Origin of the sequence: Cupriavidus necator N-1, from assembly GCF_000219215.1 — a bacterium.
GTDB lineage: Bacteria > Pseudomonadota > Gammaproteobacteria > Burkholderiales > Burkholderiaceae > Cupriavidus > Cupriavidus necator.
Genome location: NC_015726.1, coordinates 3,647,663 through 3,673,514, shown reverse-complemented (window position 1 = coordinate 3,673,514; position 25,852 = coordinate 3,647,663). Strand labels below are relative to the sequence as shown.

Genomic DNA, 25,852 nt, shown 5'->3' with positions numbered 1-25,852 from the left:
CCCTCCTCCGTAGTTAAGAGAACAAGTCATGACCGCACGAGACAATATGAACCCGACTGAAACCACGCTGACGCAATTCATCGACCAGCACCGTCCGGAACAGGAAGCCTTCCTGGCCGAACTGGTCAAGGTTCCCTCGGACAACCCCGCAGGCGACTGCGACGCCCATGGCAAGCGCGCCAAGGAACTGCTGGAGGGGCTGGGCTTCACGGTGGAGGCGCACAAGGTGCCGGACGAGCTGGTGAAGGCAGCCGGCATGATCAGCGCCACCAACCTGGTCGTGCGCAAGCAGTTCGGCACGGGCGGCCCGACCATCGCCATGAACGCCCACGGCGACGTGGTGCCCCCGGGCTTGGGCTGGACCAAGGACCCGTACGGCGGCGAAGTGGCAGACAGCGAGCACGGCCCGGTCATGTACGGCCGCGGCGTGGCGGTGTCCAAGTCGGATTTCGCCACCTACACCTACGCCGTGCTGGCACTGATGGAGGCCGAGAAGCAGGGCGCAACGATCAACGGCGCGGTCGAGCTGCAGTTCACCTATGACGAGGAAACCGGCGGCGACATCGGTCCCAAGTTCCTGCTCGACAACAACCTGAGCAAGGCCGACTACGCCATCTCGGCCGGCTTCTCGTATGGCATCACCTCGTCGCACAACGGCTGCCTGCACGTCGAAGTGACGGTCAAGGGCAAGCAGGGCCACGCCGCCATGCCGCACACCGGCGTGGACGCGATCGAAGCCGCCACCCACATCCTGCAAGCCATCTACGGCCTGCGTGCCGAGCTGGCCACGCGCAAGTCCAAGGTGCCGGGCATCGACACCGCCACGCTGAACGTGGGCCTGATCAAGGGCGGCATCAACACCAACGTAGTGCCTGACCTGGTGACCTTCCGCGTCGACCGCCGCATGATCCCTGAGGAAATCGGCTTCGACGCCGAAGGCGAGATCCGCGCCGTGGTGGAAAAGGCCGCCAAGGACCGTCCGGGCATCGAAGTGAAGGTCGAGCGCATCATCCTGGCCGAGCCGCTGTCGGAACTGCCGGGCGTGGAAAAGCTGATCGGCGCCCTGAAGAGCCGTGCCGAGTCCGTGTTCGGCGTGGAGATCCCGGTGCAAGGCGTGCCGCTCTACACCGACGCCCGTCACTACACCAAGCGCGGCATCCCGACCGTGCTGTACGGCGCCGGCCCGCGCACGCTGATGGAAGCCCGCGGCCATAACTCGGACGAGAACCTGCGCCTGAACGACCTGAACCGCGCTACCAAGGTGGTGGCGCTGGCGCTGTCGGACCTAATGAAGTAAGGCTTGGGCGCCGGAAGGCGCCGGGCTTTGCTGCGCAAGACGCCATGGAGGAATCCGTGGCGTTTTTGTTTGATGCGGGCGGGATGGGATTGATCCCGCCGCTCACTTCGAGTCTGACATTCCGGGACTCTGCAGTATTTCCGCCCGCCAGGCCGCGAACTCGGCTTCGACTCGCTCGTGAGGTATTCCTTCCCCAGCTCGGATGCTCGCTCTGCCTGCTTCAACCTTGGCGCGCAGGTAGTCGTCGTCATCGTAGACATGCTCGCAAAACTCCAGTACACGAGCATCAGGTCAGCGATTACATCCGAAGCGGGACGCTGTTCAACCTCGATCGCCTGCAGGAATGCGAATTTGAGCTTTGCATCCAGCGTAATGGTGAAGTCAGTTTTCTTGGGCATGGGCAGGTTCCGATGAGGTGCTCTGACCATAGCCATTCTTCAGACTGCCATCCCATCGCTCAAGCAGACTCGTCTGCCGCAACAACGGAAAAGTCTCTTATCCCGGCAGCGTCATCGCCCCCGCCCCCAGCACCCGTTGCATCAGCACCGTGTCGATCCACTGCCCATGCTTGAACCCCACCGCCTCCAGCCGGCCGACAGTGCGAAAGCCCAGCCGCTCATGCACGGCCAGCGAACCGGCACCTTCGCCGCCGGCGGTGCAGGCGATCACGGCGACCATCTGGCGCCAGGGACCGGTCTCGCAGCGGGCGACCAGTTCGGCCAGCAGGGCCTGGCCCAGGCCCTCGCCGACGCGGCGGTGGTCGATATAGATCGAGTCCTCGATGGCAAAGCGGTAGGCGCTGCGCGCGCGGTAGGACGAGGCATAGGCATAGCCCAGCACCTCGCCGTCGCGCACGGCGACCAGGTAGGGCAGGCCCTTGCGCTGCACTTCGGCAAAACGCTGCTGCATCTCGTCCAGGCCCGGCGGCGCTTCCTCGAACGAGGCGCGGCCGTGCAGCACATGGTGCGCGTAGATGGCGTGGATGGCGGGGACGTCGGCGGGCGTGGCGTCGCGCAGGGTAAAGGGTTTGCGCGTGCCGGCGGACGGCGTCGTGGCGGAAAGGGTAGTGGAAGTCATCGGGAATGGCGCCCTATGCAAGGACTTGGGGCAACGCAGGATGCGTGCCGGGCACATGCACCAGCGTGATGCTGCGCGAGGGCCGGTGTCTTGTATATAGTGCGGATTGATTTGCACCGCATTAGTGCCAACGCCCCGGGGCGAGGCACGGCAACGACAAGAAAGGACCCTGCCATGATCACCATCTACCACAACCCCCGCTGCTCCAAGTCGCGCGAAACGCTCGCCCTGGTCCAGGCCGCCAGCGAGCGGCTGGGCGAACCGGTGGAAATCGTGGAATACCTGAAAGAGCCGCCGTCGCTGGCCACGCTGCGCCAGTTGCACACCATGCTGGGCGTGCCGGTGCGGGAGATGCTGCGCGACAACGAAGCGCCGTATGCCGAGCTGGGCCTGGCCGATCCCGGCCTGACCGAGGCCGAGCTGCTGGCGGCCGTGGCTGACAACCCGATCCTGCTGCAGCGTCCGGTGGTGGTGCGCAACCGCCGCGCCGCGATCGGCCGGCCGCCCGAGAACGTGGCACCGCTGCTGGGCCTGAGCTAGCCAATGCACGGCCCCAAATAAAACCGGCCCCCACGTTGTGGGGGCCGGCCGGTGCTTGAGGCAAACAGCTTCAGGCGGGTCGTCTAATGAACACCCAGCCAGTGCATGGCCTCCTGACCGAAAGCGATGGCCGCAAGCACGACCAGCAGCACCACCAGCGTCACCGTGCTGACGTATAGCGTGGCCTTGGCGACTTCGGCGTCCTCATCCGAGGTGTGGCGATGGGTAATGGGTGTGGCGCCCCGCGTGGCATGCGGCCAATGAATCCGGCCGGCCAGGTCTCTCAAGTGCAGGTCGGTATGAAAACGCATGATCGACACCTCCTCGGCAGGCGCCGCGCGATCCGGGCAACATGGCTCAAATGGCATATGGCGTGGCTGCGCAAGTGCGCCGGATAGTCTGTGGCTCGTTTCGCCCGGTACGCCATATCCGCTTCTACTATAGGCGCGCTGGCGTCAGATGCTAACGCAAGCCTGCAAGGGGCGTGCCGCCGGGGCTGCCGCGGCGCAGCAACCGATTCAGGGTTGCCCGGGCGAAGGTGAGGGCTCGCTACCGTCCGTTTCCTCGTCGGGCACCAGGCTGGCCAGTGCGGCCTCGCGCTCACGTAGCGTAGCCAGCATGTTGCAGAACAGCGCACCCTGTTCGAGCGCATCGTCCAGCGCCACATGGGTGTGCGGCAGCGGATCCATCCACGCGGCCGGGAAGGCCGCCTTGACGGTCTTGCGATAGGGGCGCCCGGTCAGCGCAAAGCCCAGCGTCTTGATGTCGAGGGCGGCCCAGCCAAAGGGCGAGCGCCCGGCGAACCGCATCATGTACCAGAACATCCAGGTGAAATCGAAGCCGGCCGGGAAGGCCACGAAGACCGGCTTGCCGGGCAGGCTCTCGACCCATTCGACATAGCGGACCATGGCGTCCTCGGGCCGCTGCAGGTCGCGCCGGCAGGCGCTCCAGGCCTCGGGCTGGGTCTGCCACCACTGCATCTGCACCGGGTGGCCGGCGGCGCCGGGCAGGGTCTCAAGGTTGGCGGAAAACGTGCCCACCACGGTCTTGTCCGCCAGCATCGCCGCGGACGCGAACGACAGCATCGAATGCGGGCCCGGGATCGGGCCGTCGGCCTCCACGTCGGTACTGACGTAGATCTCCGGGCGGGTGTCGGGCGCCTGTCGCTTGGCCATGGCGTCAGCCCACGTCGATCAGATGGTCAGCCACGTAGGGGTTGTTGCGACGCTCTTCGCCGAAGGTCGAGACCGGGCCGTGGCCGGGGATGAAGGTTACGTCCTCGCCCAGCGGCCACAGCCGCGTGCGGATCGAGCGGATCAGGTCGGCGTGGTTGCCGCGCGGGAAGTCGGTGCGGCCGATCGAGCCGGCGAACAGCACGTCGCCCACCACCGCCAGCCGGTTTGCGCGCGAGAAGAACACCACGTGGCCGGGCGTGTGGCCGGGGCAGTGGTAGACCTCCAGCGTCTCGTTGCCGAACTGCACGGTGTCGCCGTTCTCCAGCCAGCGGTCTGGCTCGAAGCTCTCGGCCTGGCCGAAGCCGAAGCGGCGCGTCTGTTCGGGCAGCTGCTCGATCCAGAAGCGCTCGTCCTGCTGCGGGCCTTCGATCGGGATGCCCAGCTCGCGCGCGAGCGCCGCGGCGCCGGCGCAGTGATCGACATGGCCATGTGTCAGGAAGATCTTTTCCAGCGTGACGCCTTGCTCCTTGACCGCCGCGCGGATGCGATCCAGGTCGCCGCCGGGATCGCAGACCGCGGCGCGGCCGGTGCTTTCATCGATCAGCAGCGAACAGTTTTGCTGGAAGGGCGTGACGGGAATGAGCAGGGCTTTCATGGACGATTTCTTGTGCGCCGGGCGCCTTCTGGTCGGGCGCCACGGACTGGCCCGCACGAACGGCGGGCGGTGCCCAGCATTGTAGCGCCGGGCGGCGATTCACCGCCCGCAAGGCAAGCCCCGTGCTTTATGCGTTACCCGTGCGAAAGCCCCGTCTCAGGCGGAAATCCCTTGCCACAAGCGGGATTCCGGGCAGATAGGCCACGATGGTGCGAAATCGCACAGACTTCGTAACAAATTGAAAGAGATAGTCGTAAAGAGTCAATGTTAGACTGCCGCCCATGTTACGGATCTCCGCTCTCGCCAAGTGCTGGCAACGGCTTGCCAAGCTCGGCGCATGCACCGCATGCGCCGTGGTGCTGGCCGCCTGTGCCACGCCCCCTGAAGGCGACCACGCAAGCAACGACAACGCAGGCGCCGTGCCCACGCGCGCGACGAAGAGCGGCAAGGCCGGCAGGACCGATCGCACCGACGCCGACAAGTCCGCGCGTGCCTCGGACAGCGGCAGCTGGAACCTGTTCGGCTATGACGCGGACGAAGGCCGCAGCGGCAGCTCGCTGGAAGGCCTGCGCGCCGACATCGGCACGTACGAGCAGCGCGGCGTCGCGTCCTGGTACGGCAAGGGCTTCCACGGCCGCAAGACCGCCAACGGCGAACGCTTCGACATGCGCGCCATGACCGCCGCCCATCCTTCGCTGCCGCTCGACAGCTGGGTGCTGGTGCGCAACCTGCGCAATAACAAGGTAGCAGTGCTGCGCATCAATGACCGCGGGCCGTACCACGGCAACCGCGTACTGGACGTGTCCTTCGGCGCTGCACGCCGCCTCGGCTTCGTCGACCGCGGCGCCACCAACGTTGAAATCCGCCGCCTGACGCGCACCGAAGTGGCCGCGCTGGGTCCGCAGGTCGAGGCCGGCGGCACCGAGGCCGGCGACGGCACCGGCGACGACGACGTATCCGTGCCGGAACTGGCCAATTCGCTGGCGCCCGCCAAGGCGCGCAAGTGGACCAGGGCCAGCGGCAAGACCGTCAAGCGCACACGGCGCTGACCAGCGCAGCGCCGCCGCATGCCGCCGCGCGCTGACACCTCCGCTTTACCTTCCTCCTCCCCATCCCGGGACCACGCGCGGGCCGCGTCAGTCCTCTGCCTGCCCCGCGCGCTGCGCCAGCGCCAGCTGGTAGAGCGCATCGGTGCCGGCGCCGGTGATGGCGGCCGCGAGCTTGGCGGCGCGCTTGGCCGGCAGCTCCGCCAGCAGCAGCGCCAGCACGCGCTGGGCTTCGGCATCCGGCAAGCCGTCCGCGGCCGTTGCGACGCCAGCGCCTTCCACCACCAGCACGAATTCCCCCTTGGCCCGGTTCGGGTCGGCGGCCAGCCAGGCCGGCGCCTGCGCCACTGGCAGCACCGCGATGTCCTCGAACAGCTTGGTCAGTTCACGCCCGACCAGCAGCCGGCGCTCGCCTGGCAGGCCCGCGGCCAGCGCGGCCAGCGTGTCGGCAATGCGGTGCGGCGCCTCGTAGCAGACCCAGGCGTGGTCCAGCGCCGCCAGCCGGGCGATGGCCTCGGTGCGCGCCTTGGGCTTGTTGGGCAGGAAGCCGACAAAGGTGAAGCGGCCCTCGCCGGCATCGAGCATGTCGCCCGCCACCGACAGCGCGGCCACCGCGGCACTGGGCCCGGGCAGCGGCACCACCGGATGGCCGGCGGCGCGCACCGCCTCGACCAGGCGCGCACCCGGGTCGGAGATGCCCGGCGTACCGGCATCCGAGACGTAGGCGATGCGCTCGCCGACCGCCAGGCGCGCCGCGATGCGGACCGCGGCCTCGCGCTCGTTGTGCTCGTGCACGGCCACCAGCGGCCGCTGCAGGCCCACGCGCGACAGCAGCTGGCCGGTATTGCGGGTGTCTTCGCAGGCCACGGCGTCGGCCAGGCCGAGCACATGCAGCGCGCGCAGCGACAGGTCGGCGACGTTGCCGATGGGCGTGGCCACGACATAAAGGGTGCCGGCCGGGTAGGACTGGCTGGCCGCCAGGGAGATCCAGTCACTCATGCTTGAGAACTTCCGTTGATGCGATCATTCAAATCCACCACGCAGTTGCAAACCACACAGCTACGCGGTGCGCAGGCGGAGGACCGGGCCCTGGCACACCTGCGGCGCCAGGGCCTGGAGCCCGTGGTTCGCAATTATCGCTGCAAAGGCGGCGAGATCGACCTGGTCATGCGGGCGCCGGACGGCACGCTGGCGTTCGTGGAGGTGCGCCAGCGCAGCGGCCGGGGCTTCGGCGGCGCCGCCGCCAGCGTCACGCCGGCCAAGCAGCGCCGCGTGCTGCTGGCGGCCGCGCATTACCTGGCCACGCTGGCGCAGGTGCCGCCGTGCCGCTTCGACGTGGTGGCCCTGGAACCCGGCCGGCTGGACTGGCTGCAGCATGCCTTTGACCAGAATGCCGCCGGGGCTGTTTCATATCCGCGGCAGACCCTGAGGTACGATCCGCGGATCGCAATGGCAACAACAAGGCCCCCAGAGCCATGAGTATCGACAGTATCCAGCAACAGTTTCTAGACAGCGCCGAGACCAAGCGACAGGCTGCGGCGGTGATGGCCCCTTATATCGACGCCGCCGTGGAACGCATGGTCGGCGCGCTGACCAGCGGCAACAAGATCCTGGCCTGCGGCAACGGCGGCTCCGCAGCCGATGCGCAGCACTTTGCCGCCGAACTGGTCGGGCGCTTCGAGCGCGAGCGCCCGGGCCTGGCCGCGATCGCACTGACCACCGACAGCTCGATCCTGACCGCGATCGGCAACGACTATGACTTCAGCAAGGTGTTTTCCAAGCAGGTCGAGGCGTTGGGCCAGCCCGGCGACATCCTGCTGGCGCTTTCCACCTCGGGCAATTCGGCCAACGTGATCGCCGCCATCGAAGCCGCGCGGCAGCGCGAGATGGCCGTGATTGCGCTGACCGGCAGGGGCGGCGGCACCATTGCCGGCCTGCTCGATGAATTCGATATCCACCTGTGCGTGCCGAGCGAGCGCACCGCGCGCATCCAGGAAGTGCACCTGCTGACCCTGCATTGCCTGTGCGACGGCATCGACGAGGCACTGCTCGGGGAAGCCTGATCCTGCCTTCCTCCCATTCCCAACATCCAGCCACAGCAAGGACCGCATGACGAACCTGCCCACTACGCAAGCCCCCCGGAACGGCGCCGGCGCGCGCCATCCTTCCCGCACCGCCGGCCTGGGCCGCGCCAGCCTGGCCGCGGCGGCCGTGCTGGTCTGCGCCACCCAGCTCGCCGGCTGCTTCCCCGTGATCGCCGGCGCCATGGGGACCGGCGTGGCCATGGCCACCGACCGCCGCCCGGCCGCCACCCAGACCGTGGACCGCGGCCTGCAGCTCGAGGCCGAGAGCACCATCAACTCGCGCTACAGCGGCCAGGCACGCGTCAACGTGACCGTGTTCAACCGCAAGGTGCTGCTGACCGGCGAAGCCAGCAACGACAACGTCAAGCAGCAGATCGAACAGTACGTGCGCGGCCTGCCCAATGCGCGCGTGGTGATCAACGAGCTTGAGATCGTCAACTCGCCCGGCTTCATGACCCAGAGCCAGGACGCCTACCTGACCAGCAAGGTCAAGACGCTGATGATGACCGCCGAGGGCGTGCCGTCCAACTCGATCAAGATCACCACCGAGAAGAGCGTGGTCTACCTGCTGGGCGTGGTGACCGCGGCCGAGGGCGACCGCGCCACCGACGTGGCGCGCAATGCCTCGGGCGTGACCAAGGTGGTCAAGGCCTTCGACTACGTCAACGACACCGAGCGCGCGCGCCTGGACGCGGCTTCCACCTCGCAGAACCCGTCGTTCGACGGCAATGTCGGCACGCCGGCGCCGGTGCAGTCGGTGCCGGGCGTGGGCGGTCCGGTCGATGCGCCGGCCGGTGCCGCCGCTGGCACGGCGGCGACCACCAGCCCGGTCGCCGCACCGGTGACTTCGCCGGTGACACTGCCGCCGGGCCGCAACCTGCCCTGAGCGCCCCCGGTCCAGCTGCCGGGGCCGATCTCGACGGCGTCCGCTCATGCGGACGCCGTTTGTCCTTCTGCGGTTTTCACCGCACACCGCCCCGCCCGATGTGCTACGGTTGCCACGCCGGCCGCCCCCAGCGGAGTCCAGCGCCGGCCCCCACACGGAGCGAGACCATGACAATCTTCCCCCGGCCCGCTGTGTTGCTGCGGCTGGCGCTGCTGGCCGCGGCGCTGTGCGGCGCCCGGCCGGCGCTGCCGGCAGACAGCGCCGCCCCTGCCACCGATGCCGCGCTGCGTGCGCGCAGCCAGGCCGCTGCCTGCACCAGTTGCCACGGCCCCGCCGGGCGGGCGCCAGCGGGCAGCACGATCCCGCCGCTGGCCGGCCGCCCGCAGGCGGAACTGGCCGCGCAGATGCAGGCCTTCAAAGCCGGCACGCGGCCGGCCACGGTGATGCACCAGATTGCCAAGGGCTACAGCGACGACCAGATCGCGGCCATCACGGCGTGGTTCGCCGCGGTGCGCTGACAGCGGGGGACTACCATGCAAAGACGAAGCTTCCTGGGCGCCGCGGGCGCCGCAGTACTGGGTTCGGTCGGGGTCGGGGCGGCACGCGCCGCGTCGCCGGCCAAGGTGGTGGTGGTGGGTGGCGGCTACGGCGGCGCCACCGCCGCCCGCTACCTGCGCGAGTGGAGCGGACAGGCGATCGAGGTCACGCTGGTCGAACCCAATCCGGCCTTTGTCTCCTGCCCCCTGTCGAACCTGGTGCTCGGCGGCAGCCGGCAGTTGGCGGACCTGACCTTGCCGTACGACGCGCTGGTGCGCCGCCACGGCGTGCGGCTGGTGCGCGATACCGCCGTGGCCATCGACCCGGCCAAGCGGACCGTGCGCCTAGCGGGCGGCTCCACGCTGCCGTACGACCGCCTGCTGCTGTCGCCGGGCGTCGAGATGATGAGCGATGCGCTGCCCGGGCTGAAGCAGCCCGGCGGCGACCAGGTCCTGCACGCCTGGAAGGCCGGCCCACAGACCGTGGCGCTGCGCCGCCAGCTGGAGGCCATGCCGGACGGCGGCACCTATGTCATCAGCATCCCGCTGGCGCCGTACCGCTGCCCGCCGGGACCGTACGAGCGCGCCTGCCAGGTGGCGTACTACTTCAGGCAGCACAAGCCGCGCAGCAAGGTGCTGATCCTCGATGCCAACCCCGACATCACCTCCAAGGCCGGGCTGTTCCGCAAGGTGTGGGCGTCGCAGTACCCCGGCCTGGTGGAATACCGGCCGCAGTTCAACGCGGTGGATGTGGACCCCGCCACGCGCACGCTCAAGTTCGACGTGCAGGACGACGAGCGCGCCGATGTGCTCAACGTGCTGCCGCCCCAGCGCGCCGGCGCGATCGCGGTGTCGGCGGGGCTGGCCACGGCCAATGGCAAGTGGTGCGAGGTGGACTTCGTCACCTTCGAGTCGCGCGCCGCGGCCAATATCCACGTGATCGGCGATGCCATCCAGATCGCGCCGCTGATGCCCAAGTCGGGCCATATGGCCAACCAGCACGGCAAGGTCGCGGCCGCGGCCATGGTCGCGCTGCTGTCGGGCCGGGCACCTGACCCGCAGCCGCTCTACAACAACACCTGCTACAGCTTCACCTCCGACCGCGAGGCGGTGCATGTGGCCAGCGTGCACCGCTATGACGCGGCGCAGAAGACCATGGTCACGGTGCCGGGATCGGGCGGGTTGTCGGAGGCGCCGAACCAGCTCGAAGGCGACTACGCGCTGGCGTGGGCAAAGGGCATCTGGGCGGAGATGCTGGGGTAGGGGCAGGACGGCTCGCCCTGCCGCGCGGCAGGCGCGAGCCATGCCCCGAAGGCCGCGGGCTGCTACCCTATGGGTTTTGTCCGGCACTGCGCCGGGCCGCACCCCCAGCCCCCTCATGCAAGCCAGAGACCGTCTCCTCGCCCTCGCCATTGTCTGCGTCTGGGGCGTCAACTTCGTCGTGATCAAGGTTGGCCTAGCGGGCATGCCGCCGATGCTGCTGGGTGCGCTGCGCTTTCTGCTGGTGGCGTTCCCGGCGATCTTCTTCGTGCCGCGCCCGCGCGTGCCGTGGCGGCTGCTGCTGGCCTACGGCGTCACCATCAGCCTGGGCCAGTTCGCCTTCCTGTTCTACGCCATGGCGGTCGGCATGCCGGCCGGACTGGCCTCGCTGGTGCTGCAGTCGCAGGCCTTCTTCACGCTGGCCATTGCGGCGCTGTGGCTGGGCGAGCCGGTGCGCTGGCACAACATTGCGGGCATGGCAGTGGCGGCGGGCGGGCTGGCCCTGATCGGAGCCGGTGCCGGCAGCGCCGGCGGCATGAGCGTGGCGGGCTTCGTGCTGACGCTGTGCGCGGCGTTCTGCTGGGCCAGCGGCAATATCGTCAGCAAGAAGATCGGCCCGGTCGACCTGCTGGGGCTGGTGATCTGGGGCGCGCTGATCCCGATCGTGCCGTTCGCGCTGCTGTCGCTGTGGGTCGAGGGCCCGGCGCGCATCATGCAGAGCGTCACCCATGTGTCGGGCATGGCCGTGTTCGCCGTAGCTTACCTGGCCTTTGCTGCGACGGTGTTCGGCTACACCATGTGGGGCCGCCTGCTGACGCGCTACCCGGCCAGCCAGGTGGCGCCGCTGACGCTGCTGGTGCCGGTGGTGGGGCTGGTGTCGGCGCATGTGCTGCTGGGCGAGGGCCTCTCCGGCGCGCAGTGGGCGGGCGCGGCAGTGGTGATGACCGGGCTGCTGCTCAACGTGTTCGGCCAGCGCCTGTGGGCGGGCAGGGCGCTGGCGCGCCGCTGATCCTCGCCGCCGCGCTTATGCTGTGCTGCATCAGTGGGTAAACACTATATGCGCATTCACGCATATACGAATATATTGGATGCCATGGAAGAGCTGGATCGCGTATTCGAAAAGGTATCGGGCTACTTCAGCCTGTTGGCGGAGCCGACGCGGCTGAAGATCCTGCACGCCTTGTGCGATGGCGAGAAGCCGGTCAGCACGGTGGTCGAGACGGTGGGTTCGTCGCAGACCAATGTGTCGCGGCATCTCAACGCGATGTACCGCTCGGGCGTGCTGTCGCGCCGCAAGGAGGCGAACCTGGTGTTCTATGCCATTGCGGACGAAAGCGTGATCGAGCTGTGCCGCACGGTCTGCGTGCAGGTGGCGAGCCGGCTGGAGGACAGCGCCTTGTCCTCCGGCGTGGTCGACCGCTTCATGGCACAGCCGGCACCCGAAGCCCCGGCGCGCAGGCGGCGCACCGCTGGCTAGCTCAGCTCTTCCGGCAAACGGATCGCTGCCGCACCCGTTGCAGCGGCCCGATAACAGGCACGCCGACCGGTCCATAGGACCGTGGCGAGCGCGCCGGAGGAGACTGATTTGCAGGAACGGAACCGGCCCGGGCGCATCGTGCCCGCGCCCGAGCACTTCGTCAGCGCATCGCTGCAGCAGGACATCGGCCGGCACGGCCTGGACGCGCCGCGGCGCGACTTCCTGCGCAAGAGCTTCCTGGGCGCGGCCGCGGGGATCGCCGTCGGCCGCCAGGCGCTGGCGGCCGACGGCGATCCCGCCATCCTGCAGCCGCAGCCCTGGGCCACCTCGCTCGGCCAGCCGGTGGCGGCACGCCCGTACGGGCAACCCTCCGTGCATGAGAAAAACCTGGTCCGGCGCGAGTCGCCGGGCCTGACGCGCGTCTCTGCCGCTTCGGTGGCCTTCGCGCCGCTGCAGGGCTTCTTCGGCATCATCACGCCCAACGGCCTGCATTTCGAGCGCCACCACCAGGGCTGGCACGATATCGACCCGGCCCGTCACCGCCTGATGCTCAACGGCCTGGTGCGCACGCCGCGCGTCTACACCATGGACGACCTGATGCGCCTGCCGGCGGTGTCGCGCATGCACTTCATCGAATGCGGCGCCAATACCGGCATGGAATGGGGCAATGTGGCCGTGCCCACGGTCCAGTACACCCACGGCATGCTGTCGTGCTGCGAGTTCACCGGCGTGCCGCTGCGGGTGCTGCTGGACGATGCCGGCGCCGACCTGCGCCGCGGCCGCTACCTGCTGGCCGAAGGTGGCGATGGCTCGTCGATGACGCGCACCATCCCGATGGAGCTGGCCGACGAGATCATCGTCGCCTGGGGCATGAACGGCGAAATGCTGCGCCCCGAGAACGGCTATCCGCTGCGCCTGGTGGTGCCGGGCGTGCAGGGAGTGTCGTGGGTCAAGTGGCTGCGCCGGCTGGAGCTGGGCGACCAGCCCTGGAACGCCAAGGACGAGACCATCCACTACGTGGACATGATGCCGGACGGCAAGCTGCGCCAGTACACCTCGATCCAGGAGTGCAAGTCGGTCATCACCACGCCTTCGGGCGGGCAGCAGCTGGTGGGCAAGGGCTTCTACAACATCAGCGGGCTGGCGTGGTCGGGGCGCGGGCGCATCAGGCGTGTCGATGTCTCGACCGACGGCGGGCGCAACTGGCGCACCGCGCGGCTGGAGGCGCCGGTGCTGTCCAAGTGCCTGACGCGCTTCAACCTGGACTGGGTCTGGGACGGCGGCCCCGCCATCCTGCAAAGCCGCGCCATCGACGACACCGGCTACGTGCAGCCGAAGCTGGGGCAGCTGCGCGCGGTGCGCGGCACGCGCTCGATCTACCATAACAACGCGATCCAGAGCTGGCAGGTGGCGGCAGGCGGCGAGGTGTCCAATGTCCATGTGGGCTGAGTTCAGGACCGCCGCTGCCCTGGTGCTGGCAGCCGTCAGCGCCGCCCCGGCCTGGGCAGGCACGGCCGACGCGCGCGCGGCGCTTGGCCGCACCGCTTCGCCCGCCGAAGTCGCCGCGTGGGACATCGACGTGCGCCCGGACTTCCAGGGCCTGCCCAGGGGCAGCGGCACGGTGGCGCAGGGGCAGAAGGTCTGGGACGGCAAGTGCGCGTCTTGCCACGGCGACTTCGGTGAATCCAACGAGGTGTTCTCGCCGCTGGTTGGCGGCACCACGGCCGAAGACATCAGGCGCGGCCGCGTGGCCGGCATGACCGGCAACCAGCCGTACCGCACCACGCTGATGAAGGTCAGCACCGTCAGCACGCTGTGGGACTACATCCACCGTGCCATGCCGTGGAATGCGCCCAAGAGCCTGAGCGTGAGCGACGTCTACGCCGTCACCGCCTATATGCTGCACCTGGGCGAGATCGTCCCGGCCGACTTCACGCTGTCTGACGCCAATATCGCCGAGGTCCAGCGGCGCATGCCCAACCGCGACGGCATGACCACCGGTCACGGCCTGTGGCCGGGGCGCGGCCGGCCGGACACGCGCAATACGGCCTGCATGCAGGACTGCGCCGGCAAGGTGGTGATTGCCTCGTCGATACCGGACTATGCTCGCGATGCCCATGGCGAGCTGGCGCAGCAGCAGCGGGCCTTCGGCCCGGTGCGCGGCGTGGCCGCGGGCAATGCCGCATCGAAAAGTGCTGCATCAGCGTCTTCGGAACCGGGCGCGCCGGGCGCGCGCCTCACCGGCCAGTACCAGTGCATGGCCTGCCACGCGATGGACCGCAAGCTGGTGGGGCCGTCGTTTGCCGACATCGCCGGCAAGTACAAGGGCCAGGACGCGCATGCCGCGCTGGCGCGCAAGGTCAAGGCGGGCGGGCAGGGCGCATGGGGCAGCGTGCCGATGCCGCCGCAGCCGCAGATCCCGGATTCGGACGTGCAGGCCATGGTGGGCTGGATTCTTGAGGCAAAATAGCGGACTGGCCACCGCAGTGCCCCCGGGCGGCGGCCAGTGTGTGCCGCGAAGCCATTGCAGTACGACCCAGCGGCCTTTGCCGTCCCCACGGCTTTACAGAGTTTGGAGAGCTTAACAATGAAGCAGTTTGTCATCGCAGCGCTGATGCTCGGCGCCGCCGCATCGGCCCACGCGGTCGATGCCGCCAAGGCACAGGAGATCGCCAACAAGAACGCCTGCATGGGTTGCCACCAGGTCGACAAGAAGCTGGTCGGTCCTTCCTACAAGGACGTGGCCGCCAAGTACAAGGGCGACAAGAACGCCCTCGCGACCCTGACCAAGAAGGTCAAGAGCGGTGGCTCGGGCGTCTGGGGCCCGGTGCCGATGCCCGCCAATGCGGCGGTCAGCGACGCCGACCTGAAGACCGTGGTCGAGTGGGTGCTGGCTGGCGCCCCGGCCAAGTAAGCCTGACCGACCAGGCGGGCAGTCCGCCGATGCACCAGGCCGGGCGGTGAATGCCGCGCGGCCAGGACAGACCAGCGGCCGGCCATGTACCGGCCGCATGAAGATCCCCGAAGCGGTCATCGACCGACTGGAACGGAGTAGCCGGAGAGCAAAGAATGAATTCCAAACGACGAGAAGTGCTGCGGGTCACCGCTGTCCTGTCGCTGATGGCCGCCACCGGCCTGATCAGCGAAGCGCAGGCGGCGGAGTGGAACAAGAACGCCTTTGACGGCAAGAGCGTTGCCGACGTGATCAAGGCGCTGGGCGGCAGCGGCACCGAGAAAAGCACCGCCATCACCTTCACCGCCCCCGATATCGCCGAGAACGGCGCCGTGGTGCCGGTGGCCGTGACCAGCACCATCCCGGATACCGAGCAGATCGCGATCCTGGTGGAAAAGAACCCCAACACGCTGGCCGCCGACTTCGTCATCCCGGCCGGCACGGAGCCGTTCGTCTCCACGCGCGTGAAGATGGGCCAGACCTCGGTCGTGCATGCCGCGGTCAAGGCCGGCGGCAAGTGGTACGTGGCATCGAAGGAAATCAAGGTCACGCTGGGCGGCTGCGGCGGCTGACGCCGCGCCCCGGATCGAGATTCCCAAACTGCAACAGGAGAAACACATGGCAGACCCGATGCGCGTACGCGCCACCGAAAACGGCGGCGTGGTTGACGTCAAGATTCTGATGAAGCACGACATGGAAACCGGCCAGCGCAAGGACGCGTCCGGCAAGGTCGTGCCGGCCTGGCATATCCAGTCCGTGACCGCCCAGTGCAAGGGCAAGGAAGTGTTCCGCGCCCAGTTCGGACCGGCGGTGTCGAAGGACCCGTTCCTGAACTTCAAGTTCAAGGGCGGCGCCAAGGGCGACAAGGTCGCCGTGACCTGGATCGACAACAAGGGCGACAAGCGCACCGACGAAGCGACCATCGCCTGACAGCCGTTCCGCGGCCGGCAGGCCATGCCGTCCTCTGCTAAGGTTCGGGACGGATGCCGGGACTGGCCCGGCGGGAAGGAACAACATGCGGCGAGCATTTATTCGAGCATCGGCGGCACTGGCCGCCATCGGCCTGAGCGCCAGGGCGGCGGCGCAGGCTGCCCCGTCCGCCGGCAAGGGCGGGCGCGTGAAGGTGGTGTACCAGCTGTCCGAAGGCATCGACCAGGCGGTGCGCGCGATGGGCAACCTGCGCAACCACCTGAACGGCGCGCCGGGAACGAAGATCGTGGTGGTCGCGTTCGGCTACGGCATCGATTTCCTGGTCGAAGGCGCCAAGGATGCGCGCGGCAACACCTTTGACGGCCCGGTGGGCGCGCTGGCCTCGGCCGGGGTGGAGTTCCGCGTGTGCCGCAATACGCTGACGGCGCGCAAGATCCCGGAATCGAGCCTGTTGATGGAAGCCAAGGTGGTACCGGCCGGCGTGGTCGAGATTGCGCGCCTGCAGGCCGAAGAAGGCTACGCCTATATCAAGCCATGAGCCGGGCGGCGTAGCTTCCGGCAACAAGAGAGAGAACGGCCCGCCACGGTGCGAGGCCGCGAGGAGAAGCCCCATGAACACCATCCGAAGCCTGGCCCGGCGCGCCGCGCTGGCCGCGGCGGCCACCGCTGCGGTGGCCTCTGCCGCCGCCGTGCATGCGCAGGGCAGCACCGCCGAAGAAATCGCCAAGTACCGCCAGATGCTGGCCGAAGGCAATCCCGCCGAGTTGTGGGAAGCCGCCGGCGAAGAGCTGTGGAAGAAGCCGGCCGGCCCGAAGAACGCCTCGCTGGAACAGTGTGACCTGGGCAAGGGCCCGGGCGTGACGAAGGGCGCCTACGCCGAGCTGCCGCGCTACTTCAAGGACGCCAGCAAGGTGATGGACCTGGAGCAGCGGCTGGCTTACTGCCGCATGACGCTGCAGGGGCTGACCAAGGAAGAGGCAACGAAGAACCCGTTCTCGTCGTCGGGCAAGCCGTCCGAGATCGAGCGCCTGGTGGCCTACCTGACCGGCGAGTCGCGCGGCGTGAAGATGAACGTGCAGCTCAGCCATCCCGAAGAAAAGCGCACCTATGCGCTGGGCGAGAAGATGTTCTTCTACCGCGGCGGCGCCTATGACTTTGCCTGCGCCACCTGCCATGCAGTGGACGGCCAGCGCATCCGCCTGCAGGACCTGCCCAACCTGCTGACCGACAAGGGCGCGCAGGCGGCCTACACCACCTGGCCCGCCTACCGCGTCTCGCAGGGCGAGGTCCGCACCATGCAGCACCGCCTGTACGACTGCCTGCGCCAGCAGCGCTTTCCCGAACCCGCCTATGGCTCGGACGTGATCACCGCGCTGACCATGTTCCTGGCGAAGAACGCCAACGGCGGGACCTACGACGGCCCGGCGATGAAGCGCTGACCAGTACGGGAGAGACAACATGCAACGACAACACCAGGCACTGGCCATCGCGGCCCTGGCCACCCTGCTGGCAACCGGCGCCAACGCGCAGGACAGCACCAAGGCCCGCACGCCCAAGGGCAAGCCCGCCGCCGTCAGCGGCGCCGACATGAAGCACCTGATCGAGGACTCGTTCTCGTCGCGCGGCCCCGTCACGGTCGAGGGCGTGCTCAACCAGGACGGCATGCAGCAGGCCTGCAGCCAGTACCCGGACCGCACCAAGGTGCCGGCAAAGCTTGCCAGGAAGATCGAAGCCGCCGAGCTCAAGCAGGTGAAATACCCCGCCGAAGACAAATGGCTGGGCGACTGGAAGGAAGGCGAAAAGGTCGCCCAGAACGGCCGCGGCATGCAGTTCACCGACCAGGTCGGCGGCACCAACGGCGGCAATTGCTACGCCTGCCACCAGATGACCAAGGCCGAGATCTCGTTCGGCAATATCGGTCCGTCGCTGTACCAGTACGGCAAGCTGCGCGGCAACTCGCAGGAGGTCATCAAGTACACCTGGGGCAAGATCTGGGACTCCAGCGCCTACGCCGCCTGCTCCAACATGCCGCGCTTCGGCCACAAGGGCATCCTGACCGAAGCCCAGATCCGCGACGTGATGGCGCTGCTGCTCGACCCGGCCTCGCCGGTCAACCAGTAAGGCCGATGCGCGCGCCTGCCGTGTTGCTGCGCTGGCTGCTGGCTTTCAGCCTGGCCGGCGCTGCAGCAGGCGCGGCAGCGCTGGAGGTGGGCGACACCGTGCGCCTGCCCGACGTGCGCACGCTCGACGGCCGCACCCTCAGCGCCGCCGCGCTGGCCGGCAAGCCGCTGGTGGTCGAGTACTGGGCCTCGTGGTGCCCTTTCTGCGCGATGCAGAACCCGCGCCTGCAGAAGCTCCATGAACGTACGCGCGGCACGCCGCTGCAGGTGCTGACCATCAGCATCGACAAGGATCCACGCGAGGCCGCCGACTACATGAAGAAGCGCGGCTACACCTTCCCGGCGACGATGGATTCGCCCGCGCTGCAGGCCGTGTTCGGCAAGCGCAAGGGGCTGCCGGAGTTGTACGTGATCGACGCGCGTGGCCGCGTGGTGCAGAAGGAAGTGGGCGAAATGCTTGAAGACGACGTGGCGGCGCTGGAGCGGTACGCGCGGCCATAGCCAGGCGATGGCGGACGCTCGCGCCACGGGCCGACCGCCACCGCCAATTCCAGGAAGAGACATGAACCGACGCGAGTTCCTGCAGGTGCTGGCCATTGCCGGCGCCGGCGGCATGACGTTCCCCCATCAAGACGCGCACGCCGCGCAGGCCGCCGAGGCCATGTACGACCTGCCGCGCTTTGGCAACGTCCACCTGCTGCATTTCACCGACTGCCATGCGCAACTGCGGCCGGTGTACTTCCGCGAACCCAATGTCAACCTCGGCATCGGCGACTATGCTGGCAAGCCGCCGCACCTGGTCGGCGACGCGCTGCTGCGCCAGTACGGCATCCGCCCCGGCACGCCGCAGGCGCATGCGTTCACATACCTGGATTTCAACGAGGCCGCGCGCCGCTTTGGCAAGGTCGGCGGGTTTGCGCACCTGGCCACGCTGGTGAAACGGCTGAAGGCGGGCCGGCCGGGCGCCTTGCTGCTGGACGGCGGCGATACCTGGCAGGGCTCGGCCACCGCGCTGTGGACCAAAGGCCAGGACATGGTCGATGCCGCACTGGCGCTGGGCGTGGACGTGATGACCCCGCACTGGGAAATGACCCTCGGCGCGGACCGCGTCAAGGAGATCGTCGACAAGGACTTCAAGGGCAAGGTCGCCTTCCTGGCGCAGAACATCAAGACCAACGATTTCGGCGATCCGGTGTTCGATCCGTATGTGATCCGCGAGATCAACGGCGTGCCGGTGGCCATCATCGGCCAGGCCTTCCCGTACACGCCCATTGCCAATCCGCGCTACTTCGTGCCGGACTGGACCTTCGGCATCCAGGAAGAGAACCTGCAGCAGGTCATCGACGCAGCGCGCGGCAAGGGCGCGCAGGCGGTGGTGCTGCTGTCCCACAACGGCATGGATGTGGACCTCAAGCTGGCCTCGCGCGTGCGCGGGCTCGACGCCATCCTGGGCGGCCACACCCATGACGGCATGCCGGCGCCGGTGCCAGTGAAGAATGCCGGCGGCACCACGCTGGTGACCAATGCCGGCTCCAACGGCAAGTTCCTCGGCGTGCTGGACTTTGACGTGAAGGGCGGCAAGGTCGCGGACTTCCGCTACCGGCTGCTGCCGGTGTTCGCCAACTACCTGCCGGCCGACCCTGCCATGGACGCGCTGATCAAGAAGGTTCGCGCGCCCTATGAGCAAAAACTGGGCGAAGTGCTGGCCGTCAACCGCGGCCTGCTGTACCGCCGCGGCAACTTCAACGGCACCTTCGACCAGCTGATCCTGGACGGCCTGATGCAGGCCCAGGGCGCGCAGATCGCGTTCTCGCCGGGCTTCCGCTGGGGCACCACGCTGCTGCCGGGCGAGGCCATCACCATGGAACACCTGATGGACCAGACCGCCATCACCTACCCGTACACCACGGTGACGCAAATGAGCGGCGAGACCATCAAGACCATCCTGGAAGATGTGGCCGACAACCTGTTCAACCCCGACCCGTACTACCAGCAGGGCGGCGACATGGTTCGCGTGGGTGGGCTGCAGTACACCATCGATCCGACCGCCGGCATGGGCAAGCGCATCAGCGACATGCGCCTGGGCGGCAAGCCGCTGGAAGCCGGCAAGACCTACAAGGTGGCGGGCTGGGCCCCGGTGGCCGAAGAGGCGCGCCAGGCCGGCGGCGCCCCGATCTGGGACGTGATGGCGCAGTGGCTGCGCAGCACGAAGGAAGTCAGCGCCCGCCCGCTGAACCTGCCGCGCGTGCGCGGCATGGACGGCAATCCGGGCATGGCAGCCTGATGTTGCACAGCACCCTCATGCGCCGCCGCGAGGATTGAAGGGCGCCGCCGTATTACGCTACAATCAACCGCCACGGGCCGATAGCTCAGCTGGGAGAGCGCTGCGTTCGCAATGCAGAGGTCGGGAGTTCGATCCTCCTTCGGTCCACCAGATATCCCGCGCAAAAGCCCCGGAAAGCCAACGCTTTCCGGGGCTTTTGTGTTTCTGCCGCCTGCGCTGTCCGCCATCTCGCGCTGGCAGCCGCCATACGCTATCGTTGACCCCTCGGCACAGGCGTACGCGCCTTGTGCCGCCGTCAATCCACACCCGCCGGGGCCTTGTTCGATCCCATGCAAGCCAACAGGAAATCGGGCCACCCGCTGGCGATGTACCTGCGCTGGCAATCCTGAATCTCAAGAGACATCCATGAGCCACATCCTGCTGATCAACCCGAATACGTCGAGCGCCACCACGCAGATGATGGTTGAGATCGCGCGCGCCTGGTTCGCGCAGGCCATGGCCGCGCCGCCGGCCGTGGTCGGCGCGACGGTCACGCGCGGGGCGCCGATGATCATCGACGAAGACGATCTTGCCGTGGCCGCTGAGGCGATCTGCGATGCAGACATGCTGCGACTGGCCGGCGGTGCCGACGGCGTGATCGTCGGCGCCTTCGGCGACCCCGGCATCGAGGCCCTGCGCGCGCACCTGTCGGTGCCGGTGGTGGGCATCGGCGAAGCCTCGATGCATGCGGCCGCGGCCGGGCGGCGGCGCTTCGGCATTGCCACCACCACGCCGCGGCTGGCGGCGTCGATCAGCGCCAGCGTGCGCCGGCAGGGGTTGGACGAACTCTTCACCGGCGCGCGCTTCACCGAGGGGGATCCGCGCGCGCTGGGCGGCACGCCGCAGCAGCAGGAAGACCTGCTGGCGGGCGCGGTCGATACCTGCATCCGCGCCGATGGCGCGCAAGCCGTGATCATCGGCGGCGGCCCGCTGGGCGAGGCCGCCCGGGCGCTGGGCCAGCGCTTTCCGATTCCGGTCATCGGCCCGGTGCCGGCCGCGTGCGAAGCCATGTCGCAGGCGCTGCGCTATTGTCCGGCGGCGTGAGCCGGCCCGTGGGGACAACTAGGAGCGCGAGTGATCTGCCCGGCCGTGTGGATCGCGCCAGCGTGCAGGCGCGGGTAGGCTAGGCCACCCGGGTCGGCCGGCGGGCCTTCATCGCCGACGGCCGTACCTGTTGCAGCGCGCGCAGCGACTGCAGCGCGTCCTCGACCGCCTCGATGCCGTCGCGCAGGCGGCCGATGGCATAGCCAAGGCGGCTTTGCGCGTCGGCGTCAGGGGTGGAAAGGTTCTCTAATGCATCGACTTCCGCCTGCATCTGTCCGACCAGGCGGCGCAGCTGGGATGTGCTGTGCGAGGCAAGTGACCGAATCGCCATCGTTGGGTCCTCCTTGCAGTGTCCGGGTATGGCCCGTCCTGTGTAACGGTAAAGGCGACACCAAAACTTCGCCAGCGCTGTTACGAAATCGGCACGGCAGCGCCGCCATGGCCCACTCCGCCCATCGCGGATGTTGGGCTATAGTCACCCGATGGAATCGGAACACAACCCTCTGCGGCCCGCCTCGGCCGGCCTGCCGGACGACGCCACCGCCGCCAGCCCGGCCGAGGCCGACGCGCGCCACCGGGCCGGCCGGCGCAGCACGATGGTCAGCGTGGCCGTCAATATCGGCCTCACCGCCGCGCAGGCGGTGGCCGGCGTCATCTCTGGCTCGCAGGCGCTGATCGCCGACGCCGCGCATTCCCTCTCAGACCTGCTGTCCGATTTCGTGGTGCTGCTGGCCGGCTGGCAGAGCCGCAAGGACCCGGACGCCGACCACCAGTACGGCCACCTGCGCTTCGAGACCGCGGCGTCGCTGGCGCTCGGCGCGCTGCTGCTGGCGGTGGGCGCGGGCATGCTGTGGGCGGCAGTGGACAAATTGCAGCATCCGGCCAGCCTGCAGCCGGTGCAGCCGGTGGCCTTGTGGGTGGCGCTGGCCGCGCTGGTGTCCAAGGAGCTGCTGTTCCGCTACATGCTGGCGGTGGCGCGGCGCGTGCGCTCGGGCATGCTGGTGGCCAATGCGTGGCATGCGCGCTCGGATGCGGCCTCGTCGCTGGTGGTGGCACTGGGCATTGGCGGCAACCTGCTGGGTTACCACATGCTCGATCCGGTGGCGGCCATCGTGGTGGGGCTGATGGTGGCGCGCATGGGCCTGCGTTTCGGCTGGGATGCGCTCGACGACCTGATGGACCGCGCGGCCGACGAGGAGACCGTCGCGGAGATCCGCGCGACCATGCTGGGCACGCCCGGCGTGCTGGGCCTGCACGACCTGCGCACCCGCAAGATGGGCGACCAGGTGCTGGTGGACGTGCACCTGGAGATCGATGCCACGCTGACGGTGGCGCAGGGCCATGCCATCGCGGTCGAAGCTCGGCGCCGCGCCCTGGAACATCATCACGTGCTCAACGTGATGACCCACGTCGACCCCGTATACATGACCAGCCAGGCCAGCGCTGCCTGAGCCCGGCCTGTGGATATCTTCGCAGCTTGCTGGGGATAACCGCCCGGACAAGCTGTGCCCCGCCTGGGGGCGCCTTGTGGGACGTATACGGATAACTCCGGCACCCACGCCGCCGACGTATACGCGGCTGCCGGGCTATCCCGGCGAATCAGGGTTATCCCGGAGTGGTTATCTTTGCTGCAAGTCCCTGAGCCGAAAGGGAAAAGGTGACTTATCCACGGCCTGAAGCCTGGTTTACCTACTACTACTATGTTTACATATGTAAACAATATTAAAGACATAGGTAGGACCGTTGCGCTGTTCGCGGTGGCCTGACGTTTATGCGGGCATGGCTATGCGCCGGCGTATACCGGCGCCGCCAGCCAGCGCACGCGGACGTATAGCTGGCGCGCACCGGGTATACGTCCGCGCAACGCTAGCGCGGCACCTTGAAGGCCTTGCGCGCAGCCAGTACCTCGGCACGGGTCGTGCAGCCTTCCTGGTGGTCATTGACCAGGCCCATCGCCTGCATCAGCGCGTACATGGTGGTGGGACCGACAAAGCGCCAGCCGCGCTTCTTCAGGTCCTTTGACAGCGCGGTGGATTCCGGCGAGGTCGCCATGGTGCGCAGCACCTCGGGTGTCAGCACCCTGGGCCGGCTGGCCGGATCGGGTTCGAAGCGCCAGAAGTAGGCGGCCAGCGACGATTCCGTCTCCAGCAGTTCGCGGGCCCGCTGCGCATTGTTGATGGCCGCCTCGATCTTGCCGCGGTGGCGCACGATGCCGGCGTCGCCCAGCAGGCGAGCGATATCGCGCTCGCTGAAGCGCGCCACCTTCTCGATGTCGAAATTGGCAAACGCCTTGCGGAAGGCCTCGCGCTTGCGCAGGATGGTCAGCCAGCTCAGCCCGGACTGGAAGCCTTCCAGGCACAGTTTCTCGAACAGCCGGCGGTCATCGGCGACCGGGAATCCCCACTCGGTGTCGTGGTAGTGGCAATAGTCCTCCAGCGTGCCGCACCAGCCGCAGCGCACCGATGCTTCCTTCTTGCTTGTCATGGGTACCTGTTCCCTGTTGAAAGTCCCGGACGCCGGCCAGGCTCTCGCCGACCGGCGCATTTGCTGCGATCATGCCCGCACCTGAGAGATTGCGGAAGGCTGAAAATGGACATGCGATTGACAACCCTGGACGAAGACGGATGGGAGCTCGACGACGCCGAGCCCATCGCCGCCGCCCATCCCGATACCTTCTGGATGCCGCCGCGCGAGGAACGTGATGCACTCGCACCCGGCCAGCTGGTCAAGCTGATCTTCCGCATCCTGGTCGCCGACGAGGCGGGCAGCGAAGAGGTCCACGTCGAACGGATGTGGGTGATCGTCACCGGGCGCGAGGGTAGCCTTTACACCGGCGAGCTCGACAACCAGCCGTATTGCACCGAGGAGATGAACCCGGGCATGCCGCTGTGCTTCGAGGCGCGGCATGTGATCAATATCCACCGGGACGAGGACGAAGCCGGCTAGGGAGCCTGTCAGCGGAATCGGCATAGGGGGCAGCCATCGTGGCTGCGCCCCTGCCACACCACCCGGCATGCGGGTCCGCACCGGGCGGTTCGAGAGGTTGAGGTTAGGCGAGGCGGGGGAGGCCCAGCCGGTCGAAGTAGTCGATGTCCAGCACCCGATTCAGCGCGCCGTCACTGTTGCGCCACCAGCGACGGCTGTTCGCCGCCACCCGATGGGCAATCGCGGGCGCCGCGCCTAGGGCCCGCAGCTCCCGGTAGATAGTCGCGCCACGTTTCCAGTGCTTGAGCTGAATGGCCCGCATCCGGTGACGGATCCATTGGTCTAGCTCACGCCAGACCTTGGGCGTTTGGGCCAACCGGAAGTAGGCCTTCCAACCTAGAACGTAGGGCCGCAGCCGATCCACCACTACCTGTAGACTTCGCCCGCCGGAGCGGCGGGTCAGTTCGCGGATGCGTTGTTTGAACGTCAGCAGCGGCTTAATTGCCACTTTGCGCTTGACCACACGCCCTGCAGCCACCCAGAAGCTGTAGCCGAGGAATTTGCGGCCGAACGCGCTTGCCACCGCGCTCTTTGCCTCGTTGACCTTCAGACGCAGGTTGCCGTACAACCGCCGCAACAGCGCCATCACCCGCTCGCCCGCCCGCTGACTGCGCACGTACACGTTCGCATCGTCGGCGTAGCGCACGAAGCAATGGCCTCGGCGCTCCAACTCCTTGTCCACCTCATCGAGCAGCACATTGGCCAGCAACGGCGACAGGGGACCGCCCTGCGGCGTGCCCTCGTTCCGTTGCAGCACCACCCCGCCATCCATCAGCCCGCTGTTCAGATACGCCCGGATCAGACGGATGACTCCGGGATCCTCGATGCGCTTCTGTAGACGGTCAATCAGGATGTCGTGGTTGACCCGGTCAAAGAACTTTTCCAAGTCCACGTCCACCACGACTCGCCGACCCGATTGCACGTACGACTGGGCGGCTAGCACCGCGTCATGCGCACGCCTGCCGGGCCGGAAGCCGTAGCTATGCTCGCTAAAGGTAGGGTCCAGAATCGGCTGCAGCACCTGCAGCAGCGCCTGCTGGATCAATCGATCCGTCACCGTCGGGATACCAAGCTCGCGCTCGCCTCCGTCCGGCTTCGGAATCGTTACCCGCCGTACCGGACTGGGCCGGTACGTCCCCTTGAGCAGTTGCTGGCGAATCTCCGGCCACGCCGACACCAGATAGCGAGCGGTCTGATCAATATCCAGACCATCCACGCCAGCGGCGCCTTTGTTGCGTCGGACCCGCCTGAACGCCTGCTTCAGGTTCTCTCGCGTCAGCGCCGCTGTCAGCAGCGCCGACCCTGTGCTCTCCGGTTCGCGTCGCGGGCCGCAGGCTTCGTCGCAGGCGCGTTCCCGGCCGGCTTCACCGTCCGTTCCCCTCGCTCGCCCCGCTCGCGCGGGCTTCTGACGCAATGCCTGTTGCATCGACACGGCTTCAAACACTCCCTCTCGTTCGGTCCTTC

The 25,852-nt window shown here is 68.0% G+C and carries 31 protein-coding genes and 1 tRNA gene; 24 read left to right on the top strand and 8 right to left on the bottom strand.

Translation table 11 applies throughout. The features are described 5' to 3' along the window. Nucleotides 1-28: 28 nt before the first annotated feature. Nucleotides 29-1,297, top strand: a complete 1,269-nt coding sequence (locus CNE_RS17285; RefSeq protein WP_013958336.1) for a M20/M25/M40 family metallo-hydrolase — start codon at nt 29-31, stop codon at nt 1,295-1,297. A 495-nt stretch (nt 1,298-1,792) separates the two neighbouring features. Here CNE_RS17285 and CNE_RS17280 read toward each other — a convergent pair whose 3' ends face one another. After that, nucleotides 1,793-2,374 carry a GNAT family N-acetyltransferase gene (locus CNE_RS17280; protein ID WP_013958335.1) on the bottom strand — a complete coding sequence of 194 codons (582 nt, stop codon included), beginning with the start codon at nt 2,372-2,374 and terminating at the stop codon, nt 1,793-1,795. Between the two features lie 174 nt (nt 2,375-2,548). Between CNE_RS17280 and arsC the strand changes: the two genes are divergently transcribed. After that, nucleotides 2,549-2,914 carry an arsenate reductase (glutaredoxin) gene (gene arsC, locus CNE_RS17275; protein WP_013958334.1) on the top strand — a complete coding sequence of 122 codons (366 nt, stop codon included), beginning with the start codon at nt 2,549-2,551 and terminating at the stop codon, nt 2,912-2,914. An 83-nt stretch (nt 2,915-2,997) separates the two neighbouring features. On the opposite strand, the gene CNE_RS17270 is transcribed toward arsC, so the two are convergent. The 3 genes from CNE_RS17270 to CNE_RS17260 all read right to left on the bottom strand — a co-directional run bounded on the left by CNE_RS17270 (nt 2,998) and on the right by CNE_RS17260 (nt 4,744). Then, nucleotides 2,998-3,225 carry a hypothetical protein gene (locus CNE_RS17270; protein WP_010812133.1) on the bottom strand — a complete coding sequence of 76 codons (228 nt, stop codon included), beginning with the start codon at nt 3,223-3,225 and terminating at the stop codon, nt 2,998-3,000. 207 nt (nt 3,226-3,432) lie between these two features. Then, nucleotides 3,433-4,089 (bottom strand): exonuclease, encoded by a 657-nt coding sequence (locus CNE_RS17265; protein ID WP_013958333.1) that lies wholly within the window; start codon nt 4,087-4,089, stop codon nt 3,433-3,435. A 4-nt stretch (nt 4,090-4,093) separates the two neighbouring features. Further along, complete coding sequence (locus CNE_RS17260; RefSeq protein WP_013958332.1) at nt 4,094-4,744, bottom strand: MBL fold metallo-hydrolase; 651 nt, start codon at nt 4,742-4,744, stop codon at nt 4,094-4,096. A gap of 281 nt (nt 4,745-5,025) precedes the next feature. Here CNE_RS17260 and CNE_RS17255 point away from each other — a divergent pair, with 281 nt between their 5' ends. After that, nucleotides 5,026-5,793, top strand: a complete 768-nt coding sequence (locus CNE_RS17255; protein WP_013958331.1) for a septal ring lytic transglycosylase RlpA family protein — start codon at nt 5,026-5,028, stop codon at nt 5,791-5,793. Between the two features lie 87 nt (nt 5,794-5,880). Here CNE_RS17255 and rsmI read toward each other — a convergent pair whose 3' ends face one another. Beyond that, nucleotides 5,881-6,789 (bottom strand): 16S rRNA (cytidine(1402)-2'-O)-methyltransferase, encoded by a 909-nt coding sequence (gene rsmI / locus CNE_RS17250; RefSeq protein WP_013958330.1) that lies wholly within the window; start codon nt 6,787-6,789, stop codon nt 5,881-5,883. A gap of 18 nt (nt 6,790-6,807) precedes the next feature. Here rsmI and CNE_RS17245 point away from each other — a divergent pair, with 18 nt between their 5' ends. The 19 genes from CNE_RS17245 to CNE_RS17155 all read left to right on the top strand — a co-directional run bounded on the left by CNE_RS17245 (nt 6,808) and on the right by CNE_RS17155 (nt 21,403). After that, on the top strand, nt 6,808-7,269 hold the full coding sequence (locus CNE_RS17245) for a YraN family protein (RefSeq protein ID WP_013958329.1): 462 nt from the start codon (nt 6,808-6,810) through the stop codon (nt 7,267-7,269). Continuing rightward, the gene (locus CNE_RS17240) at nt 7,266-7,853 is read left to right on the top strand and encodes a phosphoheptose isomerase (RefSeq protein ID WP_013958328.1); all 588 of its coding nucleotides are present in this window, start codon (nt 7,266-7,268) and stop codon (nt 7,851-7,853) included. The genes CNE_RS17245 and CNE_RS17240 overlap by 4 nt, the downstream gene beginning before the upstream one ends. A gap of 46 nt (nt 7,854-7,899) precedes the next feature. After that, on the top strand, nt 7,900-8,760 hold the full coding sequence (locus CNE_RS17235) for a BON domain-containing protein (RefSeq protein WP_013958327.1): 861 nt from the start codon (nt 7,900-7,902) through the stop codon (nt 8,758-8,760). A gap of 167 nt (nt 8,761-8,927) precedes the next feature. Beyond that, nucleotides 8,928-9,278, top strand: a complete 351-nt coding sequence (locus CNE_RS17230) for a c-type cytochrome (protein ID WP_013958326.1) — start codon at nt 8,928-8,930, stop codon at nt 9,276-9,278. A gap of 15 nt (nt 9,279-9,293) precedes the next feature. Then, on the top strand, nt 9,294-10,559 hold the full coding sequence (locus CNE_RS17225; RefSeq protein WP_013958325.1) for an NAD(P)/FAD-dependent oxidoreductase: 1,266 nt from the start codon (nt 9,294-9,296) through the stop codon (nt 10,557-10,559). Nucleotides 10,560-10,674: 115 nt separating this feature from the next. Next, entirely contained in the window at nt 10,675-11,565 is an 891-nt protein-coding gene (locus tag CNE_RS17220; RefSeq protein ID WP_013958324.1) for an O-acetylserine/cysteine exporter, read from the top strand. Between the two features lie 48 nt (nt 11,566-11,613). Next, nucleotides 11,614-12,033 (top strand): ArsR/SmtB family transcription factor, encoded by a 420-nt coding sequence (locus tag CNE_RS17215; RefSeq protein WP_013958323.1) that lies wholly within the window; start codon nt 11,614-11,616, stop codon nt 12,031-12,033. Between the two features lie 108 nt (nt 12,034-12,141). Next, on the top strand, nt 12,142-13,482 hold the full coding sequence (gene soxC / locus CNE_RS17210) for a sulfite dehydrogenase (RefSeq protein WP_013958322.1): 1,341 nt from the start codon (nt 12,142-12,144) through the stop codon (nt 13,480-13,482). Beyond that, nucleotides 13,466-14,503 carry a c-type cytochrome gene (locus CNE_RS17205; protein ID WP_013958321.1) on the top strand — a complete coding sequence of 346 codons (1,038 nt, stop codon included), beginning with the start codon at nt 13,466-13,468 and terminating at the stop codon, nt 14,501-14,503. The genes soxC and CNE_RS17205 overlap by 17 nt, the downstream gene beginning before the upstream one ends. A gap of 117 nt (nt 14,504-14,620) precedes the next feature. Further along, nucleotides 14,621-14,947, top strand: coding sequence for a c-type cytochrome (locus tag CNE_RS17200; protein ID WP_013958320.1), 327 nt, complete (start codon nt 14,621-14,623; stop codon nt 14,945-14,947). Nucleotides 14,948-15,102: 155 nt separating this feature from the next. Then, a complete protein-coding gene (soxY, locus tag CNE_RS17195) occupies nt 15,103-15,558 on the top strand; it encodes a thiosulfate oxidation carrier protein SoxY (RefSeq protein WP_013958319.1) in 456 nt (151 codons plus the stop codon). A 46-nt stretch (nt 15,559-15,604) separates the two neighbouring features. Continuing rightward, nucleotides 15,605-15,916, top strand: coding sequence for a thiosulfate oxidation carrier complex protein SoxZ (soxZ, locus tag CNE_RS17190; RefSeq protein WP_013958318.1), 312 nt, complete (start codon nt 15,605-15,607; stop codon nt 15,914-15,916). 85 nt (nt 15,917-16,001) lie between these two features. After that, nucleotides 16,002-16,454: a DsrE family protein gene (locus tag CNE_RS17185; protein WP_013958317.1), complete on the top strand. Its 453-nt coding sequence runs from the start codon at nt 16,002-16,004 to the stop codon at nt 16,452-16,454. Between the two features lie 73 nt (nt 16,455-16,527). Next, entirely contained in the window at nt 16,528-17,355 is an 828-nt protein-coding gene (gene soxA, locus CNE_RS17180) for a sulfur oxidation c-type cytochrome SoxA (protein WP_013958316.1), read from the top strand. A 19-nt stretch (nt 17,356-17,374) separates the two neighbouring features. After that, entirely contained in the window at nt 17,375-18,037 is a 663-nt protein-coding gene (gene soxX, locus CNE_RS17175) for a sulfur oxidation c-type cytochrome SoxX (protein WP_013958315.1), read from the top strand. Between the two features lie 5 nt (nt 18,038-18,042). Next, a complete protein-coding gene (locus CNE_RS17170) occupies nt 18,043-18,537 on the top strand; it encodes a TlpA family protein disulfide reductase (protein WP_013958314.1) in 495 nt (164 codons plus the stop codon). A gap of 61 nt (nt 18,538-18,598) precedes the next feature. Beyond that, nucleotides 18,599-20,320 carry a thiosulfohydrolase SoxB gene (gene soxB / locus CNE_RS17165; RefSeq protein WP_041228231.1) on the top strand — a complete coding sequence of 574 codons (1,722 nt, stop codon included), beginning with the start codon at nt 18,599-18,601 and terminating at the stop codon, nt 20,318-20,320. Between the two features lie 74 nt (nt 20,321-20,394). After that, nucleotides 20,395-20,470 (top strand) — tRNA-Ala (locus CNE_RS17160). A 255-nt stretch (nt 20,471-20,725) separates the two neighbouring features. Continuing rightward, complete coding sequence (locus CNE_RS17155) at nt 20,726-21,403, top strand: aspartate/glutamate racemase family protein (protein ID WP_013958312.1); 678 nt, start codon at nt 20,726-20,728, stop codon at nt 21,401-21,403. Nucleotides 21,404-21,482: 79 nt separating this feature from the next. On the opposite strand, the gene CNE_RS17150 is transcribed toward CNE_RS17155, so the two are convergent. Next, the gene (locus tag CNE_RS17150; RefSeq protein ID WP_010813430.1) at nt 21,483-21,734 is read right to left on the bottom strand and encodes a hypothetical protein; all 252 of its coding nucleotides are present in this window, start codon (nt 21,732-21,734) and stop codon (nt 21,483-21,485) included. Between the two features lie 151 nt (nt 21,735-21,885). Between CNE_RS17150 and CNE_RS17145 the strand changes: the two genes are divergently transcribed. Further along, nucleotides 21,886-22,854 (top strand): cation diffusion facilitator family transporter, encoded by a 969-nt coding sequence (locus tag CNE_RS17145; protein ID WP_041228229.1) that lies wholly within the window; start codon nt 21,886-21,888, stop codon nt 22,852-22,854. Between the two features lie 415 nt (nt 22,855-23,269). Here the strand turns inward: CNE_RS17145 and CNE_RS17140 are convergent, their stop codons facing one another. After that, complete coding sequence (locus tag CNE_RS17140) at nt 23,270-23,887, bottom strand: DNA-3-methyladenine glycosylase I (protein ID WP_013958310.1); 618 nt, start codon at nt 23,885-23,887, stop codon at nt 23,270-23,272. A gap of 105 nt (nt 23,888-23,992) precedes the next feature. Here CNE_RS17140 and CNE_RS17135 point away from each other — a divergent pair, with 105 nt between their 5' ends. Beyond that, the gene (locus CNE_RS17135; RefSeq protein WP_013958309.1) at nt 23,993-24,349 is read left to right on the top strand and encodes a hypothetical protein; all 357 of its coding nucleotides are present in this window, start codon (nt 23,993-23,995) and stop codon (nt 24,347-24,349) included. A gap of 103 nt (nt 24,350-24,452) precedes the next feature. On the opposite strand, the gene ltrA is transcribed toward CNE_RS17135, so the two are convergent. Then, nucleotides 24,453-25,820, bottom strand: coding sequence for a group II intron reverse transcriptase/maturase (gene ltrA, locus CNE_RS17130; protein ID WP_041228481.1), 1,368 nt, complete (start codon nt 25,818-25,820; stop codon nt 24,453-24,455). Between the last annotated feature and the right edge of the window lie 32 nt (nt 25,821-25,852).

What these genes read in the sequence shown, in the direction of transcription:
- CNE_RS17260 (WP_013958332.1), bottom strand. Translation starts at nt 4,744, where the DNA reads ATGAAAGCCCTGCTCATTCCCGTCACGCCCTTCCAGCAAAACTGTTCG.
- CNE_RS17285 (WP_013958336.1), top strand. Translation starts at nt 29, where the DNA reads ATGACCGCACGAGACAATATGAACCCGACTGAAACCACGCTGACGCAA.
- soxZ (WP_013958318.1), top strand. Translation starts at nt 15,605, where the DNA reads ATGGCAGACCCGATGCGCGTACGCGCCACCGAAAACGGCGGCGTGGTT.
- CNE_RS17170 (WP_013958314.1), top strand. Translation starts at nt 18,043, where the DNA reads ATGCGCGCGCCTGCCGTGTTGCTGCGCTGGCTGCTGGCTTTCAGCCTG.
- CNE_RS17185 (WP_013958317.1), top strand. Translation starts at nt 16,002, where the DNA reads ATGCGGCGAGCATTTATTCGAGCATCGGCGGCACTGGCCGCCATCGGC.
- CNE_RS17215 (WP_013958323.1), top strand. Translation starts at nt 11,614, where the DNA reads ATGCGCATTCACGCATATACGAATATATTGGATGCCATGGAAGAGCTG.
- CNE_RS17280 (WP_013958335.1), bottom strand. Translation starts at nt 2,374, where the DNA reads ATGACTTCCACTACCCTTTCCGCCACGACGCCGTCCGCCGGCACGCGC.
- CNE_RS17255 (WP_013958331.1), top strand. Translation starts at nt 5,026, where the DNA reads ATGTTACGGATCTCCGCTCTCGCCAAGTGCTGGCAACGGCTTGCCAAG.
- soxY (WP_013958319.1), top strand. Translation starts at nt 15,103, where the DNA reads ATGAATTCCAAACGACGAGAAGTGCTGCGGGTCACCGCTGTCCTGTCG.
- CNE_RS17145 (WP_041228229.1), top strand. Translation starts at nt 21,886, where the DNA reads ATGGAATCGGAACACAACCCTCTGCGGCCCGCCTCGGCCGGCCTGCCG.
- CNE_RS17270 (WP_010812133.1), bottom strand. Translation starts at nt 3,225, where the DNA reads ATGCGTTTTCATACCGACCTGCACTTGAGAGACCTGGCCGGCCGGATT.
- CNE_RS17240 (WP_013958328.1), top strand. Translation starts at nt 7,266, where the DNA reads ATGAGTATCGACAGTATCCAGCAACAGTTTCTAGACAGCGCCGAGACC.
- CNE_RS17155 (WP_013958312.1), top strand. Translation starts at nt 20,726, where the DNA reads ATGAGCCACATCCTGCTGATCAACCCGAATACGTCGAGCGCCACCACG.
- CNE_RS17265 (WP_013958333.1), bottom strand. Translation starts at nt 4,089, where the DNA reads ATGGCCAAGCGACAGGCGCCCGACACCCGCCCGGAGATCTACGTCAGT.
- soxB (WP_041228231.1), top strand. Translation starts at nt 18,599, where the DNA reads ATGAACCGACGCGAGTTCCTGCAGGTGCTGGCCATTGCCGGCGCCGGC.
- CNE_RS17150 (WP_010813430.1), bottom strand. Translation starts at nt 21,734, where the DNA reads ATGGCGATTCGGTCACTTGCCTCGCACAGCACATCCCAGCTGCGCCGC.
- soxX (WP_013958315.1), top strand. Translation starts at nt 17,375, where the DNA reads ATGCAACGACAACACCAGGCACTGGCCATCGCGGCCCTGGCCACCCTG.
- soxA (WP_013958316.1), top strand. Translation starts at nt 16,528, where the DNA reads ATGAACACCATCCGAAGCCTGGCCCGGCGCGCCGCGCTGGCCGCGGCG.
- CNE_RS17230 (WP_013958326.1), top strand. Translation starts at nt 8,928, where the DNA reads ATGACAATCTTCCCCCGGCCCGCTGTGTTGCTGCGGCTGGCGCTGCTG.
- CNE_RS17225 (WP_013958325.1), top strand. Translation starts at nt 9,294, where the DNA reads ATGCAAAGACGAAGCTTCCTGGGCGCCGCGGGCGCCGCAGTACTGGGT.
- CNE_RS17235 (WP_013958327.1), top strand. Translation starts at nt 7,900, where the DNA reads ATGACGAACCTGCCCACTACGCAAGCCCCCCGGAACGGCGCCGGCGCG.
- CNE_RS17135 (WP_013958309.1), top strand. Translation starts at nt 23,993, where the DNA reads ATGGACATGCGATTGACAACCCTGGACGAAGACGGATGGGAGCTCGAC.
- arsC (WP_013958334.1), top strand. Translation starts at nt 2,549, where the DNA reads ATGATCACCATCTACCACAACCCCCGCTGCTCCAAGTCGCGCGAAACG.
- CNE_RS17205 (WP_013958321.1), top strand. Translation starts at nt 13,466, where the DNA reads ATGTCCATGTGGGCTGAGTTCAGGACCGCCGCTGCCCTGGTGCTGGCA.
- rsmI (WP_013958330.1), bottom strand. Translation starts at nt 6,789, where the DNA reads ATGAGTGACTGGATCTCCCTGGCGGCCAGCCAGTCCTACCCGGCCGGC.
- CNE_RS17140 (WP_013958310.1), bottom strand. Translation starts at nt 23,887, where the DNA reads ATGACAAGCAAGAAGGAAGCATCGGTGCGCTGCGGCTGGTGCGGCACG.
- CNE_RS17245 (WP_013958329.1), top strand. Translation starts at nt 6,808, where the DNA reads ATGCGATCATTCAAATCCACCACGCAGTTGCAAACCACACAGCTACGC.
- CNE_RS17220 (WP_013958324.1), top strand. Translation starts at nt 10,675, where the DNA reads ATGCAAGCCAGAGACCGTCTCCTCGCCCTCGCCATTGTCTGCGTCTGG.
- CNE_RS17200 (WP_013958320.1), top strand. Translation starts at nt 14,621, where the DNA reads ATGAAGCAGTTTGTCATCGCAGCGCTGATGCTCGGCGCCGCCGCATCG.